Origin of the sequence: Pseudomonas baetica, assembly GCF_051216495.1 — a bacterium.
Taxonomy (GTDB): Bacteria; Pseudomonadota; Gammaproteobacteria; order Pseudomonadales; family Pseudomonadaceae; genus Aquipseudomonas; species Aquipseudomonas baetica_B.
Genome location: NZ_JBPKAM010000012.1, coordinates 21422 through 42601, shown reverse-complemented (window position 1 = coordinate 42601; position 21180 = coordinate 21422). Strand labels below are relative to the sequence as shown.

Annotated in this window: 17 protein-coding genes; 6 read left to right on the top strand and 11 right to left on the bottom strand. The window is 59.4% G+C overall.

Annotated elements, in window-relative coordinates; translation table 11 throughout:
• Positions 1-3 precede the first annotated feature (3 nt).
• The 4 genes from pheA to mtnA form a co-directional block, all read right to left on the bottom strand.
• Positions 4-1098, bottom strand: a complete 1095-nt coding sequence (gene pheA, locus ACSFE6_RS07085) for a prephenate dehydratase (protein WP_020800126.1) — start codon at positions 1096-1098, stop codon at positions 4-6.
• The gene (serC, locus tag ACSFE6_RS07080; RefSeq protein ID WP_435426928.1) at positions 1098-2183 is read right to left on the bottom strand and encodes a 3-phosphoserine/phosphohydroxythreonine transaminase; all 1086 of its coding nucleotides are present in this window, start codon (positions 2181-2183) and stop codon (positions 1098-1100) included. Before serC ends, pheA begins: the two co-directional genes overlap by 1 nt.
• 216 nt (positions 2184-2399) lie before the next feature.
• Positions 2400-5054 carry a DNA gyrase subunit A gene (gyrA, locus tag ACSFE6_RS07075; protein ID WP_435426927.1) on the bottom strand — a complete coding sequence of 885 codons (2655 nt, stop codon included), beginning with the start codon at positions 5052-5054 and terminating at the stop codon, positions 2400-2402.
• A gap of 446 nt (positions 5055-5500) precedes the next feature.
• On the bottom strand, positions 5501-6577 hold the full coding sequence (gene mtnA / locus ACSFE6_RS07070; protein WP_435426926.1) for an S-methyl-5-thioribose-1-phosphate isomerase: 1077 nt from the start codon (positions 6575-6577) through the stop codon (positions 5501-5503).
• A gap of 108 nt (positions 6578-6685) precedes the next feature.
• Here mtnA and ACSFE6_RS07065 point away from each other — a divergent pair, with 108 nt between their 5' ends.
• From ACSFE6_RS07065 to ACSFE6_RS07045, 5 genes are all read left to right on the top strand, one after another.
• Complete coding sequence (locus ACSFE6_RS07065) at positions 6686-8017, top strand: TRZ/ATZ family hydrolase (RefSeq protein WP_435426925.1); 1332 nt, start codon at positions 6686-6688, stop codon at positions 8015-8017.
• Positions 8018-8078: 61 nt separating this feature from the next.
• Positions 8079-8777 (top strand): bifunctional 2-polyprenyl-6-hydroxyphenol methylase/3-demethylubiquinol 3-O-methyltransferase UbiG, encoded by a 699-nt coding sequence (ubiG, locus tag ACSFE6_RS07060; RefSeq protein WP_007973655.1) that lies wholly within the window; start codon positions 8079-8081, stop codon positions 8775-8777.
• A gap of 4 nt (positions 8778-8781) precedes the next feature.
• The gene (gene mupP / locus ACSFE6_RS07055) at positions 8782-9453 is read left to right on the top strand and encodes an N-acetylmuramic acid 6-phosphate phosphatase MupP (RefSeq protein ID WP_435426924.1); all 672 of its coding nucleotides are present in this window, start codon (positions 8782-8784) and stop codon (positions 9451-9453) included.
• A gap of 161 nt (positions 9454-9614) precedes the next feature.
• Positions 9615-10355 carry a YciK family oxidoreductase gene (locus ACSFE6_RS07050; RefSeq protein WP_435426923.1) on the top strand — a complete coding sequence of 247 codons (741 nt, stop codon included), beginning with the start codon at positions 9615-9617 and terminating at the stop codon, positions 10353-10355.
• 185 nt (positions 10356-10540) lie between these two features.
• Positions 10541-11467 (top strand): GGDEF domain-containing protein, encoded by a 927-nt coding sequence (locus ACSFE6_RS07045; protein ID WP_435426922.1) that lies wholly within the window; start codon positions 10541-10543, stop codon positions 11465-11467.
• A gap of 139 nt (positions 11468-11606) precedes the next feature.
• Here ACSFE6_RS07045 and ACSFE6_RS07040 read toward each other — a convergent pair whose 3' ends face one another.
• The 7 genes from ACSFE6_RS07040 to ACSFE6_RS07010 all read right to left on the bottom strand — a co-directional run bounded on the left by ACSFE6_RS07040 (position 11607) and on the right by ACSFE6_RS07010 (position 19592).
• On the bottom strand, positions 11607-12368 hold the full coding sequence (locus ACSFE6_RS07040; protein ID WP_435426921.1) for a TenA family transcriptional regulator: 762 nt from the start codon (positions 12366-12368) through the stop codon (positions 11607-11609).
• 78 nt (positions 12369-12446) lie between these two features.
• On the bottom strand, positions 12447-14906 hold the full coding sequence (locus tag ACSFE6_RS07035; protein ID WP_435426920.1) for an EAL domain-containing protein: 2460 nt from the start codon (positions 14904-14906) through the stop codon (positions 12447-12449).
• A gap of 187 nt (positions 14907-15093) precedes the next feature.
• Positions 15094-16911 (bottom strand): ABC transporter ATP-binding protein, encoded by a 1818-nt coding sequence (locus tag ACSFE6_RS07030; protein WP_435426919.1) that lies wholly within the window; start codon positions 16909-16911, stop codon positions 15094-15096.
• Positions 16904-17506: a DsbA family protein gene (locus ACSFE6_RS07025; RefSeq protein WP_435426963.1), complete on the bottom strand. Its 603-nt coding sequence runs from the start codon at positions 17504-17506 to the stop codon at positions 16904-16906. The genes ACSFE6_RS07030 and ACSFE6_RS07025 overlap by 8 nt, the downstream gene beginning before the upstream one ends.
• A gap of 39 nt (positions 17507-17545) precedes the next feature.
• The gene (locus tag ACSFE6_RS07020; RefSeq protein ID WP_435426918.1) at positions 17546-18487 is read right to left on the bottom strand and encodes a rhodanese-related sulfurtransferase; all 942 of its coding nucleotides are present in this window, start codon (positions 18485-18487) and stop codon (positions 17546-17548) included.
• A gap of 268 nt (positions 18488-18755) precedes the next feature.
• Positions 18756-19055: a BolA family protein gene (locus ACSFE6_RS07015; RefSeq protein ID WP_435426917.1), complete on the bottom strand. Its 300-nt coding sequence runs from the start codon at positions 19053-19055 to the stop codon at positions 18756-18758.
• A gap of 12 nt (positions 19056-19067) precedes the next feature.
• Positions 19068-19592 (bottom strand): DUF2059 domain-containing protein, encoded by a 525-nt coding sequence (locus tag ACSFE6_RS07010; RefSeq protein ID WP_435426916.1) that lies wholly within the window; start codon positions 19590-19592, stop codon positions 19068-19070.
• Between the two features lie 192 nt (positions 19593-19784).
• Between ACSFE6_RS07010 and ACSFE6_RS07005 the strand changes: the two genes are divergently transcribed.
• Positions 19785-21179 carry a class II fumarate hydratase gene (locus tag ACSFE6_RS07005; protein WP_435426915.1) on the top strand — a complete coding sequence of 465 codons (1395 nt, stop codon included), beginning with the start codon at positions 19785-19787 and terminating at the stop codon, positions 21177-21179.
• Position 21180 lies beyond the last annotated feature (1 nt).

The following is a 21180-nucleotide window of genomic DNA, read 5'->3' as shown; positions in this document are numbered from 1 at the left end:
CCTTTAGAGAACTGCTTTCGGGTAGGAACCCAGCACTTTGAGTGCCACTGCTTCCTGACTGATCTTTTCAAGCACACCTTTTACCAGCGGATCGCGGTGGTGGCCGACAAAATCGATGAAGAACACGTAGGTCCATTTACCGCTGCGCGACGGACGGGTTTCGATTCGCGTCAAGTCGATGCCGTTGTCATGGAATGGCACCAGCAACTCGTGAAGCGCGCCTGGTTTGTTGCTCATGGAGACAATGATCGAAGTCTTGTCGTCACCGGTCGGCGGCACTTCCTGATTGCCGATCATGAGGAAACGCGTGGAGTTGTCCGGGCGGTCCTCGATCTTCTCGGCCAGACGGGTCAACCCGTACAGGCCGGCCGCCATATCGCCGGCGATCGCCGCCGAGTTCCACTCGCCCTTGACCCGCTTGGCCGCTTCGGCATTGCTGGAAACCGCCACGCGCTCGACATTCGGATAATGAGCGTCCAGCCACTTACGGCACTGGGCCAGGGACTGGGCGTGGGAGTAGATGCGGCTGATGCTGTCGGTCTTGGTATTTTCACCAACAAGCAGGTGGTGGTGAATTCGCAACTCGACTTCGCCACAGATCACCATGTCGTGTTCGAGGAAGCTATCGAGGGTGTGGTTGACCGCGCCTTCGGTGGAGTTTTCCACCGGCACCACGCCAAAATTCACCGCACCGGCCGCCACTTCGCGGAACACTTCATCGATCGCCGCCATCGGCTTGCTGATCACGGCGTGGCCAAAGTGCTTCAAGGCCGCAGCCTGGGTAAAGGTGCCTTCAGGGCCGAGATAAGCCACTTTCAGCGGCTGCTCGAGGGCCAGGCAGGAAGACATGATTTCGCGAAACAGCCGCGCCATCTCTTCGTTGCCCAGCGGCCCCTGGTTGCGCTCCATGACACGCTTGAGCACCTGAGCTTCGCGCTCAGGACGATAGAACACCGGCACTTCGCCTTCGGCCAGCGAGGCCATCTTTACTCGCGCGACTTCCTGGGCGCAGCGCGCACGCTCACTGATCAGCTCCAGGACTTTCTCGTCCAGGGCGTCAATGCGCAGGCGCAGTGCCTTGAGTTCTTGCTCAGACATTAGCCGTGTTCCTTCTCGAACTCTGCCATGTACGCCACCAGCGCGTTGATCGCATTGATGTCGACGGCGTTATAGATGGAGGCGCGCATGCCGCCCACGGAACGGTGTCCCTTGAGGTTCAACAGGCCACGCTCGTCGGCGCCAGCCAGGAACGGCTTGTCCAGACGGTCATCCGCCAGGCGGAAAGGTACGTTCATCCACGAGCGGTCCGACTGGTTGATCGGGTTGCTGTAGAGGCCGCTGGCATCGATGAAGTCATACAGCGTGCGCTGTTTCACTTCATTGAGCTTGCCGATGGCCTCAACGCCACCCTGCTCTTTCAGCCACTCGAACACAAGGCCGGACAGGTACCAGGCCAGGGTTGGCGGGGTGTTGTACATCGAGCCGTTATCGGCCGCGACCTTGTAGTTGAGCATGGTCGGGCAGAACGAACGGGCGCGACCCAGCAGGTCTTCGCGAATGATGTTCACCACGATGCCGCTCGGGCCGATGTTTTTCTGGGCGCCGGCGTAGATCATGCCAAAACGCGAAACATCGATCGGACGCGAGAGGATGTCCGAGGACATGTCGGCCACCAGCGGCACGTCACCGGTTTCCGGCACCCATTGGAATTCCAGGCCGCCGATGGTTTCGTTCGGCGCGTAGTGAACATAGGCCGCGTCCTTGGACAGTTGCCACTCGTTCTGGCCGGGAATGGCGAAATAGTCGTAAGGCTTGGCGGTGGCGGCAACGTTGACGTGGCCGTAGCGCGAAGCTTCTTCAATGGCTTTCTGCGACCAGATACCGGTGTCGATATAGTCGGCCGAACCGTTTTCCGGCAACAGGTTCAGAGGAATCTGAGCAAATTGCTGGCTGGCGCCGCCTTGCAGAAACAGCACTTTATAGTTCGAAGGGATATTCAGCAGATCACGCAGATCCTGCTCGGCCTTGGTGGCAATGGACACGAACTCATCGCTGCGATGGCTCATTTCCATGACCGACAGGCCCTTGCCGTGCCAATCAAGGAGTTCACCCTGGGCGCGCTGCAGGACAGCTTCGGGAAGCGCCGCAGGACCGGCGCAGAAGTTATAGGCTCTCTTGCTCACATCCAATCTCGCTCTGATTTGGTAGTAACACGCGATAAATCAAACACTGTGGGAGCGAGCCTGCTCGCGAAAAACACGAGAGCGCAAGGTTGCACCAGACGCACCGCGTTATCGTTGACGACCATCGCGAGCAAGCTCGCTCCTACAGGGGATTTCAGTATTTCAAAAGGGACAAACAACAAGGGGGCGAATTTTCATCCGCCCCCTCATGTCCACTTACTCTTGTGGCTCTTCGTCAGCGGCGGCGTCGAGTTGCTGGTCTTCTACTGCGTCGTCGATCGCGACTTCGCCTTCGAATACCGCACCTTCTTCACCCTCGAAGTCTTCACCCTCGACTTCCGACGGCTCCTGAACCCGCTCAAGGCCAACCAGGGTTTCATCCTTGGCCAGTTTGATCAGGGTCACACCCTGGGTGTTACGACCCAGACTGGAAACTTCGTCGACCCGGGTACGCACCAGGGTGCCCTGGTCGGAAATCAGCATGATTTCCTCGCCATCGAGCACCTGGACCGCACCGACCAGACGGCCGTTACGCTCGTTGCTGACCATGGCGATTACGCCCTGGCCACCACGCTTGTACTCAGGGAACTCGGTGATCGCCGTACGCTTGCCGAAGCCACGCTCGGAAGCGGTGAGGATCTGGCTGCCTTCTTCCGGTATCAGCATGGAAATCAGCTTCTGGCCTTCCGGCAGGCGCATGCCGCGAACACCGCGGGCGGTACGGCCCATGGCGCGAACGTCGGATTCCTTGAAGCGCGTGACCTTGCCGCCATCGGAGAACAGCATGACTTCACGCTCGCCATCGGTGATGGCAGCCGAGATCAGCACGTCGCCTTCATCCAGTTCCAGCGCGATCAGACCAACGCTGCGCTGACGGCTGAAGGATTCCAGCGGGGTTTTCTTCACGGTGCCGTTGGCGGTAGCCATGAAGATGTAGTGACCTTCGGTGTATTCCTCGACCGGCAGCATGGTGGTGATGTATTCACCGTCATCCAGCGGCAGCAGGTTGACCAGCGGACGACCACGGGCAGCACGGGATGCTTCAGGAATCTCATAGGTTTTCAGCCAGTACACCTTGCCCTTGCTGGAAAACAGCAGCAGCGTGGTGTGGCTGTTGGCGACCAACAGGTGAGCGATGTAGTCCTCATCCTTGACGCCGGTTGCCGACTTGCCTTTACCACCACGACGCTGGGCCTGGTACGCAGCCAATGGCTGAGTCTTGGCATAGCCACCGTGGGAAATGGTCACGACGCGGTCTTCTTCCGGGATCATGTCACCCAGGGTCAGGTCGAGACGGGCATCGAGGATTTCGGTACGGCGCTCGTCGCCGTATTCGGCACGGATCACTTCCAGCTCTTCGCGGATCACTTCCATCAGGCGCGTGGCGCTGTTGAGGATGCGGATCAGCTCGCCGATCTGGTTGAGGATCTCTTGATACTCGGCCAGCAGTTTTTCGTGTTCCAGACCGGTCAGGCGGTGCAGACGCAGCTCAAGAATGGCTTGCGCCTGCTCTGGCGACAGGAAGTACTTGCCGTCGCGCAGGCCGTATTGCGGATCGAGGTTTTCCGGACGGCACGAATCGGCACCGGCGCGCTCGACCATCGCAACCACGGCGGAGGATTCCCAAGGGGTGCTGACCAGCGCTTCCTTGGCTTCCGACGGCGTTGGCGAGGCCTTGATCAGGGCGATGACCGGGTCGATGTTCGACAGGGCAACCGCTTGTCCTTCCAGAATGTGACCGCGCTCGCGCGCCTTGCGCAGTTCGAACACAGTACGACGGGTCACGACTTCGCGACGGTGACGGACGAAGGCTTCCAGCAGGTCCTTGAGGTTCAGGATCCGCGGACGACCGTCGATCAGCGCAACGATGTTGATGCCGAACACGCTTTGCAGCTGGGTCTGGGCGTAGAGGTTGTTGAGGATGACCTCAGGCACTTCGCCGCGACGCAGTTCGATCACGACGCGCATCCCGTCCTTGTCGGACTCGTCGCGCAGTTCGGTGATGCCTTCGAGCTTCTTCTCTTTCACCAGCTCGGCGATCTTCTCGATCAGACGGGCCTTGTTGAGCTGGTAAGGGAGTTCGGTGATGACGATCTGCTGACGGCCACCGACCTTGTCGATGTCTTCGATGATCGAGCGGGCACGCATGTAAATGCGGCCGCGACCGGTGCGATAGGCTTCGATGATGCCGGCGCGACCGTTGATGATCGCGGCGGTCGGGAAGTCCGGACCGGGAATGTATTGCATCAGCTCGTCGACGGTCAGCTCGGGGTTGTCGATGAGCGCCAGGCAACCGTCGATGACTTCACCGAGGTTGTGCGGCGGAATGTTGGTCGCCATGCCCACGGCGATACCGCTGGAGCCGTTGACCAGCAGGTTCGGGATCTTGGTTGGCATGACCGCCGGGATCATCTCGGTGCCGTCGTAGTTCGGCACCCAATCCACGGTTTCCTTGTGCAGGTCGGCCAGCAGCTCGTGCGCCAGCTTGGTCATGCGCACTTCGGTGTATCGCATGGCCGCGGCGTTGTCGCCGTCCACCGAACCGAAGTTGCCCTGACCGTCGACCAGCAGGTAGCGCAGCGAGAACGGTTGCGCCATCCGAACGATGGTGTCGTACACCGCGGTATCACCGTGCGGGTGATACTTACCGATCACGTCACCGACAACACGGGCAGATTTCTTGTACGGCTTGTTGAAGTCGTTACCCAGCTCGCTCATCGCGAACAGCACGCGCCGGTGCACGGGCTTCAAGCCATCGCGCGCATCCGGCAGTGCCCGCCCGACAATTACGCTCATTGCGTAGTCGAGGTAGGACTGCTTCAGCTCGTCTTCGATATTGACCGGGAGGATTTCTTTGGCCAGTTCGCCCATGAGAAGCCTGATTCCTTTTTCTGGTGAAACTCCGTCACATCCATATGGGACGAACGAAGCTCGCCGCTGCAGGCTGAGTGCCATGCACCGACTTACGACAAATCAACGAGTTATGCCATGGATCTGCGCAGTAAAGGTCGCCATATCGGGCAACCCTGGAAACCGCCGGATGTTATCACAAGAGCCGCCACGCACCTATCCCCCAGATGCGCATGGAGTGTAGTTAGTTGACTGGTGGCAGGCTTGAGGGGGATCAGAGGGGCTTAGAGAGAAGTCAGCTGACGATTCGATGGCAGATTCAAGCTGGTTCAGTGACTTTTCCGGCCTCTTCGCGAGCAGGCTCGCTCCCACAAGGGATCTTCATTGTGCCGAAAATTTCGGTCACACCTAGATTACTGTGGGAGCGAGCCTGCTCGCGAAGACGATTTTTCAGACGCTAAATACCGTCAATGCAGACGCTTGCGGCACATCAACTGCGCCATCTTCGCCGTATCCGGGCGCTCGACGATGCCTTTTTCGGTGACGATGGCGTCGATCAGATCCGCTGGCGTCACGTCGAACACCGGATTGAACGCATCGATTTGCGCCCCGACCTGCTTGCCGCCGACCTCCAGCAACTCACGCCCTTCGCGCTCTTCAATCGGGATGTCGTCGCCACTGGCCAGGTGCATGTCGATGGTCGAACTCGGTGCCACCACCATGAAGCGCACACCGTGGTGCATGGCATTGACCGCCAATTGATAGGTACCGATCTTGTTCGCCACGTCGCCATTGGCGGTGATCCGGTCCGCACCCACAATTACCCAGGTAATGCCCTTGGTTTTCATGATGTGAGCAGCCGCGGAGTCGGCATTGAGGGTCACCGGGATGCCTTCGTTGGCCAGCTCCCAGGCCGTCAGCCGCGAGCCCTGCAGCCATGGACGGGTTTCGTCGGCGTAGACACGCTCGACCATACCTTCGATGAACGCCCCGCGAATCACTCCCAACGCCGTGCCAAAACCGCCGGTGGCCAGCGCGCCAGTGTTGCAATGGGTGAGGATCGCCTGGGCATTGCCTTGATGCTTGCGGATCAGGTCCACCCCCAACTGCGCCATGGTGAGGTTGGCTTCGCGATCACTTTCATGAATGGCGATTGCCTCAGCCTCCAACGCTTCCAGCGGGTCGGCATTGTCTTTCAGACGATCCAGCCGGTCGTGCATCCGCCCCAGCGCCCAGAACAGATTAACCGCCGTAGGACGGGAATCGGCCAGCAGCGCGAAATCCTCTTCCAGCGCTGCATACCAGTCGCCGCCTTCAGCCATCCGGGCACGAACGGCCAGCACGATGCCATAAGCGGCACTGATACCAATCGCCGGCGCACCGCGCACCACCATCGAGCGAATGGCCTCCGCCACGCCAGCGGCGCTGGTGTAGGCAATCCAGGTTTCCTCGAACGGCAGGACACGCTGATCCAGCAGGTACAGGGCACCATCACGCCAATCGATGGCCTTCACCTTCTCCGCTGCCAACAGTCGATCGCGCATCCCACACCCCGCACTCATGAACAAAAGCCGCCGATTATAGCGATCCCTCCGCGAAGACGCTCGGGTATACTTCGCCATCCTTTACAAAAGCACTGGAACCGACTCGCGATGCCGAACACTGCCGCTGCGCTCGACCTGTTATTGCTGCCGACCTGGCTGGTACCCGTCGAACCCGCTGGCGTTGTCCTCAAGGACCATGGCCTGGGCATCCGCGACGGACGCATCGTCTTCATCGGCCCACGTTCCGCTGCACTGAAGCTTAACGCAACCGAAATCCGCGATCTGCCGGACATGTTGCTAAGTCCCGGCTTGATCAATGCCCACGGGCACGCGGCAATGACCCTGTTCCGTGGCCTGGCCGATGACTTGCCCCTGATGACCTGGCTGGAAAACCATATCTGGCCCGCCGAGGCCAAATGGGTCGATGAGGCTTTTGTCCGTGACGGCACAGACCTTGCCATCGCCGAGCAACTCAAAGGAGGCATCACTTGCTTCTCTGACATGTACTTCTTCCCGAAGGTTGCCAGCGAGCGAGTACACAACAGCGGCATTCGCGCGCAAATCGCGATTCCGATCCTCGACTTCCCGATCCCCGGCGCCGCCACGGCGGACGAAGCCATTCGTCAGGGCATCGAGTTGTTTGGCGACCTGAAGCACCACGAACGCATCAAAATCACCTTTGGCCCACATGCACCCTACACCGTGGGCGATGAAAACCTGGAAAAAATCCGGGTGATCGCCGAAGAACTGGACGCCTCGATCCACATGCACGTGCATGAGACGGCCTTCGAAGTGCATCAATCCGTCGAACAGCGCGGGGAACGCCCACTGGCGCGGCTGGCTCGCCTGGGCATGCTGGGGCCACGCTTCCAGGCGGTTCATATGACCCAGATCAGCGATGACGACCTGGCACTGCTGGTAGAAAGCAACGCCAGCGTCATTCATTGCCCGGAGTCGAACCTGAAGCTGGCCAGCGGTTTCTGTCCGGTGGAGCGTTTGTGGCAAGCCGGGGTCAATGTGGCGGTGGGCACCGATGGCGCCGCCAGCAACAATGATCTGGACCTGCTCGGTGAAACCCGCACCGCCGCCTTGCTGGCCAAAGCCGTGGCAGGCTCGGCCACCGCACTGGATGCCCATCGCGCCCTGCGCATGGCCACCCTCAACGGCGCTCGCGCACTGGGCATCGACGCCGAAGTCGGCTCACTGGAAGTCGGCAAAGCCGCCGACATTGTGGCTTTCGACCTGTCTGGCCTGGCACAGCAACCGGTCTACGACCCTGTTTCGCAACTTATATATGCCACGGGCCGGGACTGCGTGAAGCATGTCTGGGTCGCTGGCAAGCAACTGCTCGACGACCGTCGCCTGACGCGCCTGGATGAAGAACAGCTTGGTGCTTTAGCGAAGGCCTGGGGCCAGCGCATCAGCGGCCATACCGAATAAAACGCACCGCGCCCACGATGCCGGCGCAACAGGATTTTTCAAGTTTTAGAGGACATAAACCATGAGCAACGTCGACTACGCCGAAATCGCCAAATTCGAGGCCCTGGCCCATCGCTGGTGGGACCGCGAAAGCGAGTTCAAACCGCTGCACGATATCAACCCGTTGCGGGTCAACTGGATTGACGAGCGCGTCAACCTGGCCGGCAAAAAAGTCCTCGACGTCGGTTGCGGCGGCGGCATCCTCAGCGAAGCCATGGCCCAGCGTGGCGCCACCGTGACAGGCATCGACATGGGCGAAGCACCACTGGCAGTCGCACAACTGCATCAACTGGAATCCGGCGTGAACGTCGAATACCGGCAGATCACCGCCGAAGCCCTGGCCGAAGAAATGCCGGAGCAGTTCGACGTCGTTACCTGCCTGGAAATGCTTGAACACGTGCCGGACCCGTCTTCGGTGATCCGCGCCTGCTTCCGCATGGTCAAGCCCGGCGGCCAGGTGTTCTTCTCCACCATTAACCGCAATCCGAAGGCGTACCTGTTCGCCATCGTCGGCGCCGAATACATCATGAAGCTGTTGCCTCGCGGCACCCACGACTTCAAGAAGTTCATCCGCCCTTCCGAACTCGGCGCCTGGAGCCGCATGGCTGGCCTGACCGTCAAGGACATCATCGGCCTGACCTACAACCCGTTGACCAAGCACTACAAGCTGGCGGCCGACGTGGACGTCAACTACATGATCCAGACCCTGCGCGAGGAGTAAGCCGATGCCAATCAGAGCAGTTCTTTTCGACATGGACGGCACTCTGCTCGACACCGCGCCGGACTTCATCGCGATCTGTCAGGCGATGCGTGCCGACCGTGGCTTGCCGCCGATGAATGACAAGCATATCCGCGATGAAATCTCCGGCGGCGCCAAAGCAATGGTCGCCGTGACCTTCGCCATGGATCCGGAGTCGCCAGGGTTCGAGGAACTGCGTCTTGAGTTTCTGGAGCGCTACCTGGTCGGTTGCGCGGTCCACAGTAAATTGTTCGACGGCATGGGCGAACTGCTGGCCGACATCGAAAAGGCCAACCTGGTCTGGGGCGTGGTCACCAATAAACCGTTGCGCTTCGCCGAGCCGATCATGCAGCAACTCGGTCTGGCCGAGCGTTCGGCACTGCTGATCTGCCCTGACCACGTGAAGAACAGCAAACCGGATCCCGAGCCGCTGATCCTTGCCTGCAAGATGCTCGACCTGGACCCCGCCAGCGTGCTGTTCGTGGGTGATGACCTGCGCGATATCGAATCGGGCCGCGATGCCGGCACCCGGACTGCAGCCGTGACCTTCGGCTATATCCACCCGGATGATAATCCGCGGCATTGGGGGGCGGACGTGGTGGTCGATCATCCGCTGGAGTTGCGCAAGGTGCTTGATAGCGCCCTCTGTGGTTGCTGAGTTTTTACTGAGACAGACCTTTGTGGGAGCGAGCCTGCTCGCGAAAAACCTGAGAGCGCCACGGGCCTCCGGGCTTATCGCGTAATCGTTGACGACCATCGCGAGCAAGCTCGCTCCTACAGGGATTGCGCCTGCCCTGAAGAATTTTGCCGAGGTTTTTTATGTTTGATTATTCCGCCCGTCCCGACCTGCTCAAGGATCGGGTCATTCTGGTCACCGGCGCCGGTCGTGGTATCGGCGCTGCCGCCGCAAAAACCTACGCTGCCCATGGTGCGACCGTACTGCTTCTGGGCAAGACCGAAGCCAACCTGACCCAGGTCTACGACGAAATCGAAGCCGCCGGGCACCCTCAACCGGTTGTGATCCCGTTCAACCTGGAGACCGCCCTGCCTCATCAATACGATGAATTGGCGGCGATGATCGAAAACGAATTCGGCCACCTCGACGGCTTGCTGCATAACGCTTCGATCATTGGCCCACGGACACCGATCGAGCAGCTGTCCGGTGAGAACTTCATGCGCGTGATGCACGTCAACGTCAACGCCATGTTCATGCTCACCAGCACCCTGTTACCGCTGCTCAAGCTGTCCCAGGACGCCTCGGTGGTGTTCACCTCCAGCAGTGTCGGACGCAAGGGCCGTGCGTACTGGGGTGCCTACGGCGTCTCCAAGTTCGCCACCGAAGGCCTGATGCAGACCCTGGCCGACGAAGTCGACACTGTGGCACCAGTACGCTCCAACAGCATCAATCCGGGTGCCACCCGGACCAGCATGCGTGCCCAGGCCTATCCGGGGGAAAACCCGCTGAATAATCCGACGCCCGAAGAAATCATGCCGGTCTACCTGTACCTGATGGGGCCGGACAGTACCGGCATCAACGGCCAGGCATTCAACGCCCAGTAATGCCGTACGTCGCTTTTGTGCCGCGTCGACTTCCCGCCGCGGCATAAGAGCATCCTTTTCTTGTACAAAGCAGACTAAACTTGTACGAAATGTCCTACGGGACTGACGGACCAGTACGACGCGCAGCCCTAAGCCGCTCTCACCCAGCTTGTAAGACAGCCTTACTGCTCAAGGGCGCACGCCATATGAAATCACCGTCCCAGACCAACGCAATTGACTTCGATAGCGCCAAATTGCAACGCCTGGGCTTTGGTCAGCAGCAACCCACTCTGGAAAGGCCGGTCAGCCTTGCCAAGCTGCGCCAGCAACTGAGCATGCAGCTGCAAACCAGTCTTGAGCCCCAACGTATTCTCGGGTTGTTTTTCCACGAGATTCAACGCCTCATTCCCCTTGATGCCTTGAGCTATGAGCACAAGAGCAGCGACCTGCGCCTGGAGTTCGGCCAACGCGGCCATCACTCGATCAGCTACAGCCTCAGTCATGAGGGCGAGCATCTGGGGGAGCTGGTGTTTCGCCGTAACCAGCGTTTCAGCGAGCAGGAACAGGGTAACCTCGAATCACTGCTGGCCGTGCTGCTCTACCCGATGCGCAACACCCTGCTCTATCGCGCCGCGACCCAAAGTGCCTTGCGTGATCCACTGACGGATACCGGCAACCGTATCGCCATGGATCAGACACTGTTGCGGGAAATTGAAATCTCACGGCGTCACCAGCACCCCTTGTCGGTTCTGATGCTGGACATAGACCACTTCAAACAAATCAACGACACCCATGGGCACAGTGTCGGCGATGACGTGCTCAAAGCCGTTGCCGCCTCGATCAAGAGCCAATTGCGCAATGTGGACATGGTGTTTCGCTACGGGGGCGAAGAGTTCCTGGTATTGCTGTCCAGCACCAGCCGGGAAGCAGCGGCGATGGTGGGCGAGCGGTTGCGATTTACGGTGCAGGCGCATGAATATCTGGCCGAAGGGCGCCTGATCGAGCTGACCATCAGCCTGGGATGCTCAACCTTGTTGCCCGGTGAATCTGCCGAAAGCCTGTTGCGACGGGCCGACAATGCGCTGTATGTCGCCAAGCGCGAGGGGCGTAACCGGTTGACGATGGCGGGTTGAATTCGCGCTGACACCACAAAACCAATGTGGGAGCGAGCCTGCTCGCGAATGCATTCTTACATTCAACGATGAAGTTGATTGAAAGTCCGCTTTCGCGAGCAGGCTCGCTCCCACAGTTTTTATTGCGTTCTACCTGGAATCAGCTCTCGGCCAACGCCAGTCGCTCACGGGATAGCAGCGCTCTTTCCGAGTGCTCCAACTGCATGCAGCGTTCCAGGAACAGATACATGTAGTCGTAGCTTTTGCACACTGCCTGACGCAGTTCCATCTGCAGGGCCTTGGTCGGGTTCATGCCTGCCAGCGTGCAAATGATCTCGAGCGCTTCCCATGGGTGGGCATCGTCGTACTGCGCATGCATCTTCAGCCATTTCATCGCCCGTTTGCGGTCTTCCTCGGGGAACGATGCGGCATACACACCGTTGGAACAGACCAGCGCCGACCACTCGCCGGTCGCCCCTTCAATGGCGTAGTTGGTGGCGGCGATGGCGACGATCAGCGAATCTGCCGAACTTGTGTGCCAGCACCAGTGGCTCAAGGCATGAAGCTCAGGGGGCACCTGTTGCGCCTGCAGATCTTCCAGGCTGACACCGTGAGCACGGCTCCAATTCAGCCAGTAATCCGCATGGTTCAATTCCACGCGAATATTACGCATAAGCCAGCGACGCGCCATGTCTTCGCCAGGATGACGGGCAAAGCGGGTCTTGGTCAGGTTTTGTGCCATGTATAACGCGAACTGTTCGACCACTGGCCAGCCACCGATCAGGTACTGACGCATGGTCTTTGCGCTGAGCTTGTTGTCACGCATGCGCTGATACAGTTCGTGTTCGACAACCCGGCGCTTGCTCTCGCTGCAATCCTGGATCAGGCGCTGGGCCCAGGCCGGATAACTGGCAGCTTCCATGAGGGGTCCGGTTCGATTGAATGTGTCGATCACTGTCGAGCTCCTTTTGATTGTGATTGTTTTGACCGGCAAGAGACTTCAACGGAACGTGCCAGGTGCCTTGAACAACAAAGGCTGTGGCCTGGCAGGACGACTTTGCAAACTATCGCAGGTAAACAAATGCGGGCGTTCAATGACATACCCTTGAGCGTAATCCACCCCGATCTCCAGCAATGCCTGCTCGATCTGGGGTGTCTCGACAAACTCGGCAATCGTGCGTTTACCCATGACATGACCGATGTGATTGATCACTTCGACCATGGCGCGGTTAATCGGGTCGTCCAGCATATCCTTTACGAAACTCCCGTCGATCTTCAAGAAGTCTACAGGCAAATGTTTCAAGTAAGCGAATGAAGACATACCGGCGCAAAAGTCGTCCAGCGAAAAATGACAACCCAAGCCTTTGAGTTCATTGATAAAACGGATTGCGCTGCCAAGATTGGAAATTGCGCTGGTTTCAGTGATTTCAAAACAAATCATTTCAGGCGGGACTGAATAAGTAACGAACTGTTCCCGCAAGAAGTCCAGAAACGCCTCATCTCCGATAGTCGTGCCTGACAGATTTATCGCACACATTGCCAAAGGCCCCTGACGTTTTTCGGCCATGCATTGGGCAATGATCTTGAATACATTCTGAACAACCCAGCGGTCGAGGGACGTCATCAAACCGTAACGTTCGGCGGCCGGGATGAAACTGTCGGGCAAAATCATGCGCCCGGCTTCATCATGCAAACGCAACAAAATCTCGATATGCCCACCAACGCGTTCGGTATGGCCCAGAGACGCTATTTCCTGGGAATACAGGCAAAAGCGATCCTCCTCCAGTGCCATGTGCAAGCGCTGCACCCAGGCCATTTCGCCGAAACGCAGGGACAATTCCGAGTCGTCGGGATGATAGACCTGAACCCGGTTGCGCCCCTTTTCCTTGGCCATGTAGCAGGCCATGTCAGCCGCGCGCAACGAAGCTTCAAGGGTCGTCGGATTTTGCGCGACATGGACCAGGCCGATGCTCACGGTAGTGACGAATGGCCGGCCCTTCCAGACAAAGTGCAAATTCTGCACAGTCTGGCGCAAGCCTTCAGCAATTTTTTCAGCGGCCTCTGGTGCGCAGTTCTCCAGCAAAATACCGAACTCATCGCCGCCGAGACGGGCCAGGGTATCGCCTTCGCGCAACCCCGATTGCAACAGCGCACAGATATGCCTGAGCAACTCGTCACCCGCCGCATGGCCGCAGGTATCGTTGACCAGCTTGAACTGGTCGAGATCGAGGAACATCAGGGCATGGCGCCCCGAGTACCGGGTCAGGTTGTGCAGCGCCTGTTCCAGTCGATACTCGAACTCGCGGCGGTTAGCCAGACCGGTCAAGGCGTCGTGGGTGGCCTGCCAGGACAGGTTGGCAATGTATTGCCGCTCCTGGGTCATGTCGTGCAGCACCAGCACCGTGCCGCTGACTTTGCCGGCATTGCGGATCGGCGCTCCCACCAGCGTGACCGATACCGTGCTGCCGTCCAGGCGTTGAATCAATTTCGAATGCTCGCTGCCGCCACTGAGCTGACCACTCAGGATGTGCTCGATCAGCGTAAAGCCATCGGCCTGAGCATTCTCATCCAGCAGGTTGAACAGCGCCGCTAGCGGTAACCCCGTGGCCTGCTCGGCTTTCCAATGGGTCAATACCTCGGCGGCCGGGTTCATGTAGGCAATGGCGCCAGTCACATCCGTGGTGATCACCGCATCGCCAATCGACTGCAAGGTGATCTGCGCCCGGTCTTTTTCCAACTGCAGGGCGTCGGCGAAGGCATGACGCTGCTTGAGCAGTTTATGGGTACGCATCAACGCCAATGCAATCAAGCCCAGGGCAGTCGCGAGGTTGATCACCAGCAACAGTCGCAGAATGACCCGCGAGCCCTCACCCAAGGCATCACTGAAGGCTTTCGCCGCCGGGGTCACTTCATCGTTGATGGCAAAAATCTGTGCTTTCCAGCGCTTGATGTCCGCGTCGGAGGCGGGACCAGTCGTGATGTGCTGGTGCATGTCGCGGGCAACGTCATCAAGCTTGACCAGGTATTCGTCGCCCACGGTCCAGCGGTCGATGGCTTTTTCCAGGTAGCTGAAATGCCGGAAATTGAGGTACAGCCAGATCAGGCTGGAAACATCATCCGGATGGTTGCCACCCTTGAGGATCGCTGCACGCGCCGCCTCGATGTTCGGCGGCTGGAGGTCCAGCGCCACACGCAACTCGTGTCCGCCCTGGGGCACGGCAATGGCGTTCTGGTATTTATGAAAAATCGCTTCGTCGCCGCTATCGGCATAAAGATTAAGGTAGTAGATCGCGTCTTTCTGGCCCTTGGACCATAGGCTTTCACCGGCGACGTAGCCGCGAACAGCCGACAGCACATAAAGGCTGACGCCGCCCAACAAGGCTTGAAACAACACAACCGCGATAAATGGCCAGACGATGCCCAGCAATCGGGGCGTTCCGAGAGTCCGCGTTTGATTCATGAGTTCCCTTGCATTAGCACTGCTTGATCGTCTTCCGGACGAATTCGCTACCGCTAGACTAGGTGGCGATTCCATTCCCGGCAAGCGGCACGCTATGACCGAAAGGGCCTGCACCGTTACTGTCCCGGGCGGCGATGTTGTTATTGTTGACCTTCAAACAGTATTCGTTCTACTCGACGCAATGTCGCTACAACTGCTGCAAATGTCCGTACAGCTTGGCATACAGGCCCCCATCGGCAATCAGTTGCAGATGGTCGCCATCCTCGGCAATTCGTCCACCATCGAACACCAGCACCCGATCCGCCTGCTTCACGGCCGACAACCGGTGCGCAATGATCAGCGTCGTACGGTTGCTCAGGAATCTCGCCAAAGCCTGATGCAGGTTGTATTCAGTAGCGGCGTCCAACGCGGAAGTAGCCTCGTCGAGGATCACCACTTTCGGATCGGCCAACACCATCCGTGCAATGGCCAGGCGTTGACGCTGACCACCGGACAAACGCACGCCGGAGCGCCCGACGATACTGTCCAGGCCATTGGGCAGTTCGCGAATCGTGGCGTGCAGTTGTGCGATTTCCAGAGCCTGCCAGCACGCCTCATCGCTGCGGTCGCGGCCCATGGTCAGGTTGGCACGTACGGTGTCGTTGAACAGGGCCGGATGTTGCAGCACCACGGCGACGTTCTCCCGCACGGTTTCCAGGCCGATTTCCTGCTGGGTCGAGCCGCCGAAGCGGATGGTCCCGGCCAAGGGCGTATAGAGCCCCAGCAACAACTGCACCAGTGTGCTTTTGCCGCCGCCACTGGCACCGACAATAGCGACCTTTTCACCGGGGGCGATGGACAGGTTCATTTGGTTCAACACCAACTCGTCACCGTAGCCGAAGCTCAACCCCTGGACCTCGATACCCACGGTTTCGCGGCCCGTGAACGGATCAACTCCGTTCGGGTACGCCGGTTCATCGGCGCGAGACAGCAGTTCGTTGATCCGCGACAGCGCACCGCCGGCGGCGTAGTAGGCATATTGCAGGTTCAGCAGTTGCTCCACGGGACCAATCATGAACCACAGATAGCTGAATACCGCGAGCATCTGGCCGATGGACAGGTCGGAAAACAGCACGGTGAGCATGGCCGCGGCGCGAAAAATATCGATGCCGAACTGGAACAGTAAACCGCTGGCACGGTTCGAAGCGTCGGTTTTCCACTGGGAACTGACCGCGTAATCGCGAACCTCCCTGGCGCGTAGCCCCAATCGGCCAAGGAAAAAGCCCTGGCGATTACCGGCGCGAACCTCCTGGATAGCGTCCAGGGTTTCGGTCAGCGCCTGAGTGAAGCGCGAGGTGCTGTCGTTCTCGAGTTTCTTGAGGTGCTTGACCCGTTTACCCAGCTGCACCGTGGCGTAGATCACCAGCGGGTTGAACAACAGGATCAGCAGTGCGAGCTTCCAGTGCATCCATATCAGAATCCCGGCGGTGCCAACCAGCGTCAACATGGCCACGAGGAAACGACTGAGGGTTTCGCCGACGAATTTGTCCAGGGTATCGAGGTCAGTCACCAGGTGCGTAGTCACCGTACCGCTGCCCAGGCTTTCGTACTCCCCCAGCGAGATGCGCTTGAGGCGCTCGATCAAGCGGATACGAATGCGGTACACGATGTCCTTGGCCAACGAAGCAAACAGCCGTGCCTGCACCACGTTGAACAGTAACGCCGCGCAACGCAGGGCCAGGGTCACCAATAGCATCAGGCCGATGTAGCCCGCGGCTTTTTGCCAAAACTCGGGCAGTGCGAGGTTCATGATTTTCAGCGCGGCATCACCGTGCCCCAGCAACACCTCGTCCACCAGCAGCGGCAGGAGCAACGGGATCGGTACGCTGCACAGGGTCGCCAGCACGGCCACGCCGTTGGCGATCCACAGGGATTTTTTGTGATGAAGGGCCAGTCGGCGGATTTCCGCCCAGCTCAGCCGGTCGACGCGTTTAACGGTAGCGGTATCGTCAGGCAGGTCATGCACAGGCAGCGCGCTCCAGCCAGCGGCCGAGCAGCGGAGACAGCGCACTGAGCGGCTGATAGCCATTGGTCAGCAAGGCCAATTGACCATTGCGCTCAGCCAGCAAGGTCGGGAAGCCGGCGATGCCCAGATCCTGGACCCAGGTGAAATCGGCCGCGGTTGCGGCGTGCATATCGGCACGGTCGAACGCGGCGGCGAATTCGATGCGCGGCAGCCCCGCCTGTTCAGCCAGTTCCACCAGCACGCTGGCGTGAGTGACATCCCGACCTTCGGCGTAGAACGCGTGTTGAATCAGCCCGAGCAGTTTCCATGCGCAATCCGGCGCCAGGCTGCGTGCCGTCACCAGCGCCCGACAGGCCGGTTCGGTGTCGTAGACGAACCCTTCAGGCAAGGCACCATCCAGTTTGAACGGCTGGCCGGTGGCCTCGGTGACCGCCTGCCAATGCTCGAGGATGTAGCGTCGGGTCGTCGGTTCCAGCGCCGCGCCACTGCCGGTGCGAAGACCGCCCACCACCAGATGCACGTCCACCCCCGCGGCCGCCGCCTGCTCGACCAATGCGTTTGCAACCGGGGCAAAGCCCCAGCACCAGGAACACATCGGGTCCATCACATACAGCAGGCGGCATGCAGACATGGTTCAGGCCTCGGTGGATGCTTGCTTGTAGTTGTAGCCGATCGGGTGCGGCATATTGCGAGCCTTGGCCAATTCGATCTGCTTTTGCCGATCGATGGCACTGCGGCGGGTTTTCTCGCTCAGCGTGTCCCAGCAATGCGGGCAACTGATGCCGGCTACGTAATGCTCGGAAGCGCGATCTTCGACGCTGACCGGCGTACGGCAGGCGTGACATTGATCGTAGTCGCCCTCGCTCAGGTCGTGACGAACCGTGACGCGGTTATCGAACACGAAGCAGTCGCCCTGCCACTTGGTCTCTTCCTGAGGCACCTCTTCGAGGTACTTCAGAATGCCGCCCTTGAGGTGGTAAACCTCATCGAAGCCTTCGCTGAGCATGTAGCTCGACGCTTTTTCGCAACGAATGCCGCCGGTGCAGAACATCGCGACCTTCTTGTGCACGGCCGGGTCGAAGTTGGCTTTGATGTAGTCGGGAAATTCGCGAAAGCTGGTGGTTTTCGGATCGATCGCGCCTTCGAAGGTGCCGATCGACACTTCGTAATCGTTGCGGGTATCGATCAACAGCACTTCCGGATCGCTGATCAGCGCGTTCCAGTCTTGCGGATCAACGTAGGTGCCGACCTTTTTGTTCGGGTCCACGCCTTCGACGCCCAGGGTCACGATCTCTTTCTTGAGCTTGACCTTGGTGCGGTAGAACGGCTGCTCGTCGCAGTACGACTCTTTGTGATCGATGTCGACCATGCGAGGGTCTTTCTTCAACCAGGCCAACAGCCCGTCGATGCCTTCGCGGCTGCCGGACACGGTACCGTTGATGCCTTCTTCGGCAATCAGCAGCGTGCCTTTGATGCCGTTGTCGACCATCGCTTGCAGCAATGGCTCGCGCAAATCGACGTAATTTTCCAGGGTGACGAACTTATACAGTGCCGCCACGACAATCTGTTGTGTCATGGGTCAATCTCCAGGTGGCTACCCTCGTAAGGGGTGAACCGGATGCGAAAAAAAACGCGCCGGGTTAGCGGCGCGTTTCGCATTCTACCAAAAACCCGAAGGTTAGAGGACAGGCAGATGCCTCTGTGGCGAGGGGATTTATCCCCGTTCGGCTGCGAAGCAGTCGCAAGATCACTGCACGCGACCTACCTGAACTATTGTGGCTACCGGTTTCAGGGCTGCTGCGCAGCCCAACGGGGATAAATCCCCTCGCCACGGGCTCTTTAAGCTAGTGTTTGCTGCCACCGGCACAGGTCGGCGAGGCCGGAGCCGCGTCGATCTGCGCCCATTCCTGCGGCGTGTAGGTGTGCAGCGCCAACGCATGGAACTCGCCCATCAGCTCGCCAAGCGTGCCGTAGACTTTCTGGTGACGCTTGACGCGATTGAGCCCTTCGAACTGCTGGCTGACCACCACGGCCTTGAAATGGGTTTCCAAACCACGGCTGTGCATATGGCTTTCGTCCAGCACTTGCAGATGCTCAGGCTGTAACAGGCCCAGCGTCGATTCGATGCGTTGTTGCATGGTCATACCGAACTCCGCTTATGGCTTTTTCTTGGCTGGCGCTGCTGCGTCTTTCGGCGTCAGCTCAGCCGTCATGTCAGCCAGCAGCTTGTTGACCACCGGCACTGCGCTTTCGAGCTTGGCCTGGGTCATCTGGGCGGATTGCTGAGTCAGCTGCGGCATTTTTTGCAGGACTTTCTTGCCCAATGGCGACTGGTAGAACGCAACCAGGTCCTTAAGCTCGGATTCGGTGAAGTTGGAGGTGTAGAGCTTGACCATGTCCGGCTTCAGCTTGTTCCAGCCAATGGCCTGGTCCAGCGCAGCGTTGGCCTTGGCCTGGTAGGTTTCCAGGACGGCTTTTTTCGATTCCGGGGCTTTGGTTTGCTGGAAGCGCTGGGCGAACATTTGCTGTACTTGCATGTACACCGGAGTGCCCAGTTTGTCGGCATGCGCCAGGGTCAGGAAAGCCTCGGCACTGGCGTTGTGGCTGGCGGTGTCGGCAAGAACCTGGCCGCTGGCACAAACCAATGCAACCGCGGTACAGATGGCGCGAAGACGAGTCATCGAGTTTCCTTTTCTAGCAGGCGAGGTAAAACCCCAAGGACGACCATTCTGCGCCTGAAAAAGTGTTTCGCTCAACCCCAAGCCTTGTCGCGCCTGATTTAGAGGGGTTCAATGGACACAATCAAGACTGATGGAACCCCGGCCGTCGATCACGGCCTAAACTGCGCAATCAGACCTACAGGAGTGTGACCGATGAGCCGTATCGAAACCGACAGCCTTGGCCAGGTTGAAGTCCCGGAAGAAGCCTACTGGGGCGCTCAGACGCAACGCTCGCTGGTCAACTTTGCCATCGGCAACGAGCGTATGCCGCTAGCGGTATTGCACGGCTTGGCGCTGATCAAGAAGGCGGCGGCACGGGTCAACGACCGCAATGGTGATCTGCCCGCCGATATCGCCCGGCTGATCGAACAAGCGGCGGATGAAGTGCTTGAAGGCGATCATGACGATCAATTCCCGCTGGTGGTCTGGCAGACCGGCAGCGGCACCCAGAGCAACATGAACGTCAACGAAGTGATCGCCGGACGCGCCAACGAACTGGCCGGTAACCCGCGCGGCGGCAAGTCCCCGGTACACCCCAACGATCACGTCAATCGCTCCCAAAGCTCCAACGACTGTTTCCCCACGGCCATGCACATCGCTGCGGCCCAAGCCGTGCAACAGCACTTGCTACCATCCATCGCCGAGCTGTCCGGCGGCCTCGCCGAGCTGTCGGCTCGGCACATGAAGCTGGTGAAAACCGGACGCACCCACATGATGGATGCGACGCCTATCACCTTCGGCCAGGAGCTGTCCGGGTTCATCGCGCAACTGGACTACGCCGAGCGGGCTATCCGCAGCACCCTGCCGGCCATCTGCGAACTGGCCCAGGGCGGCACCGCCGTGGGCACCGGGCTTAACTCGCCGCACGGCTTTGGTGAAGCGATCGCCGCAGAGCTGGCGGCACTCTCCGGCCTGCCCTTCGTCACCGCACCGAACAAGTTTGCGGCGCTGGCCGGGCATGAGCCGTTGACGGCCTTGTCGGGCGCGCTGAAGACCCTCGCCGTGGCCCTGATGAAAATCGCCAATGACTTGCGCTTGCTGGGGTCCGGACCGCGTGCCGGTTTTGCCGAAGTGAAGCTGCCAGCGAACGAACCGGGCAGTTCGATCATGCCGGGCAAGGTCAACCCGACCCAGTGCGAAGCGCTGTCGATGCTGGCCTGTCAGGTCCTGGGGAACGACGTCACCATCGGTTTCGCCGCAAGCCAGGGGCATTTGCAATTGAACGTGTTCAAACCGGTAATCATCCACAACCTGCTGCAATCGATCCGCCTGCTGGGCGATGGCTGCAGCAACTTCCAGCAGCATTGCATCGCCGGCCTGGAACCGGACGCCGGGCAAATGGCCGAGCATCTGGAACGCGGTTTGATGCTGGTGACGGCGCTCAATCCGCATATTGGCTATGACAAGTCGGCGGAGATTGCCAAGAAGGCCTACAGCGAAGGGCTGACCTTGCGCGAGGCAGCGCTGGAACTGGGGTATCTGACCGATGAAGAGTTTGATGCGTGGGTAAGGCCGGAGAATATGCTGGAGGCCGGGGCCAAGGGCTGAG

Bases quoted from the DNA above. Each gene is read 5' to 3' on its own strand.
- ACSFE6_RS07025 (WP_435426963.1), bottom strand. From the start codon at position 17,506: ATGTGTTCCTGGTGCTGGGGCTTTGCCCCGGTTGCAAACGCATTGGTC.
- gyrA (WP_435426927.1), bottom strand. From the start codon at position 5,054: ATGGGCGAACTGGCCAAAGAAATCCTCCCGGTCAATATCGAAGACGAG.
- ACSFE6_RS07050 (WP_435426923.1), top strand. From the start codon at position 9,615: ATGTTTGATTATTCCGCCCGTCCCGACCTGCTCAAGGATCGGGTCATT.
- ACSFE6_RS07010 (WP_435426916.1), bottom strand. From the start codon at position 19,592: ATGACTCGTCTTCGCGCCATCTGTACCGCGGTTGCATTGGTTTGTGCC.
- ACSFE6_RS07015 (WP_435426917.1), bottom strand. From the start codon at position 19,055: ATGACCATGCAACAACGCATCGAATCGACGCTGGGCCTGTTACAGCCT.
- ACSFE6_RS07020 (WP_435426918.1), bottom strand. From the start codon at position 18,487: ATGACACAACAGATTGTCGTGGCGGCACTGTATAAGTTCGTCACCCTG.
- mupP (WP_435426924.1), top strand. From the start codon at position 8,782: ATGCCAATCAGAGCAGTTCTTTTCGACATGGACGGCACTCTGCTCGAC.
- ubiG (WP_007973655.1), top strand. From the start codon at position 8,079: ATGAGCAACGTCGACTACGCCGAAATCGCCAAATTCGAGGCCCTGGCC.
- ACSFE6_RS07040 (WP_435426921.1), bottom strand. From the start codon at position 12,368: ATGGAAGCTGCCAGTTATCCGGCCTGGGCCCAGCGCCTGATCCAGGAT.
- ACSFE6_RS07035 (WP_435426920.1), bottom strand. From the start codon at position 14,906: ATGAATCAAACGCGGACTCTCGGAACGCCCCGATTGCTGGGCATCGTC.
- ACSFE6_RS07005 (WP_435426915.1), top strand. From the start codon at position 19,785: ATGAGCCGTATCGAAACCGACAGCCTTGGCCAGGTTGAAGTCCCGGAA.
- pheA (WP_020800126.1), bottom strand. From the start codon at position 1,098: ATGTCTGAGCAAGAACTCAAGGCACTGCGCCTGCGCATTGACGCCCTG.
- ACSFE6_RS07045 (WP_435426922.1), top strand. From the start codon at position 10,541: ATGAAATCACCGTCCCAGACCAACGCAATTGACTTCGATAGCGCCAAA.
- ACSFE6_RS07065 (WP_435426925.1), top strand. From the start codon at position 6,686: ATGCCGAACACTGCCGCTGCGCTCGACCTGTTATTGCTGCCGACCTGG.
- mtnA (WP_435426926.1), bottom strand. From the start codon at position 6,577: ATGCGCGATCGACTGTTGGCAGCGGAGAAGGTGAAGGCCATCGATTGG.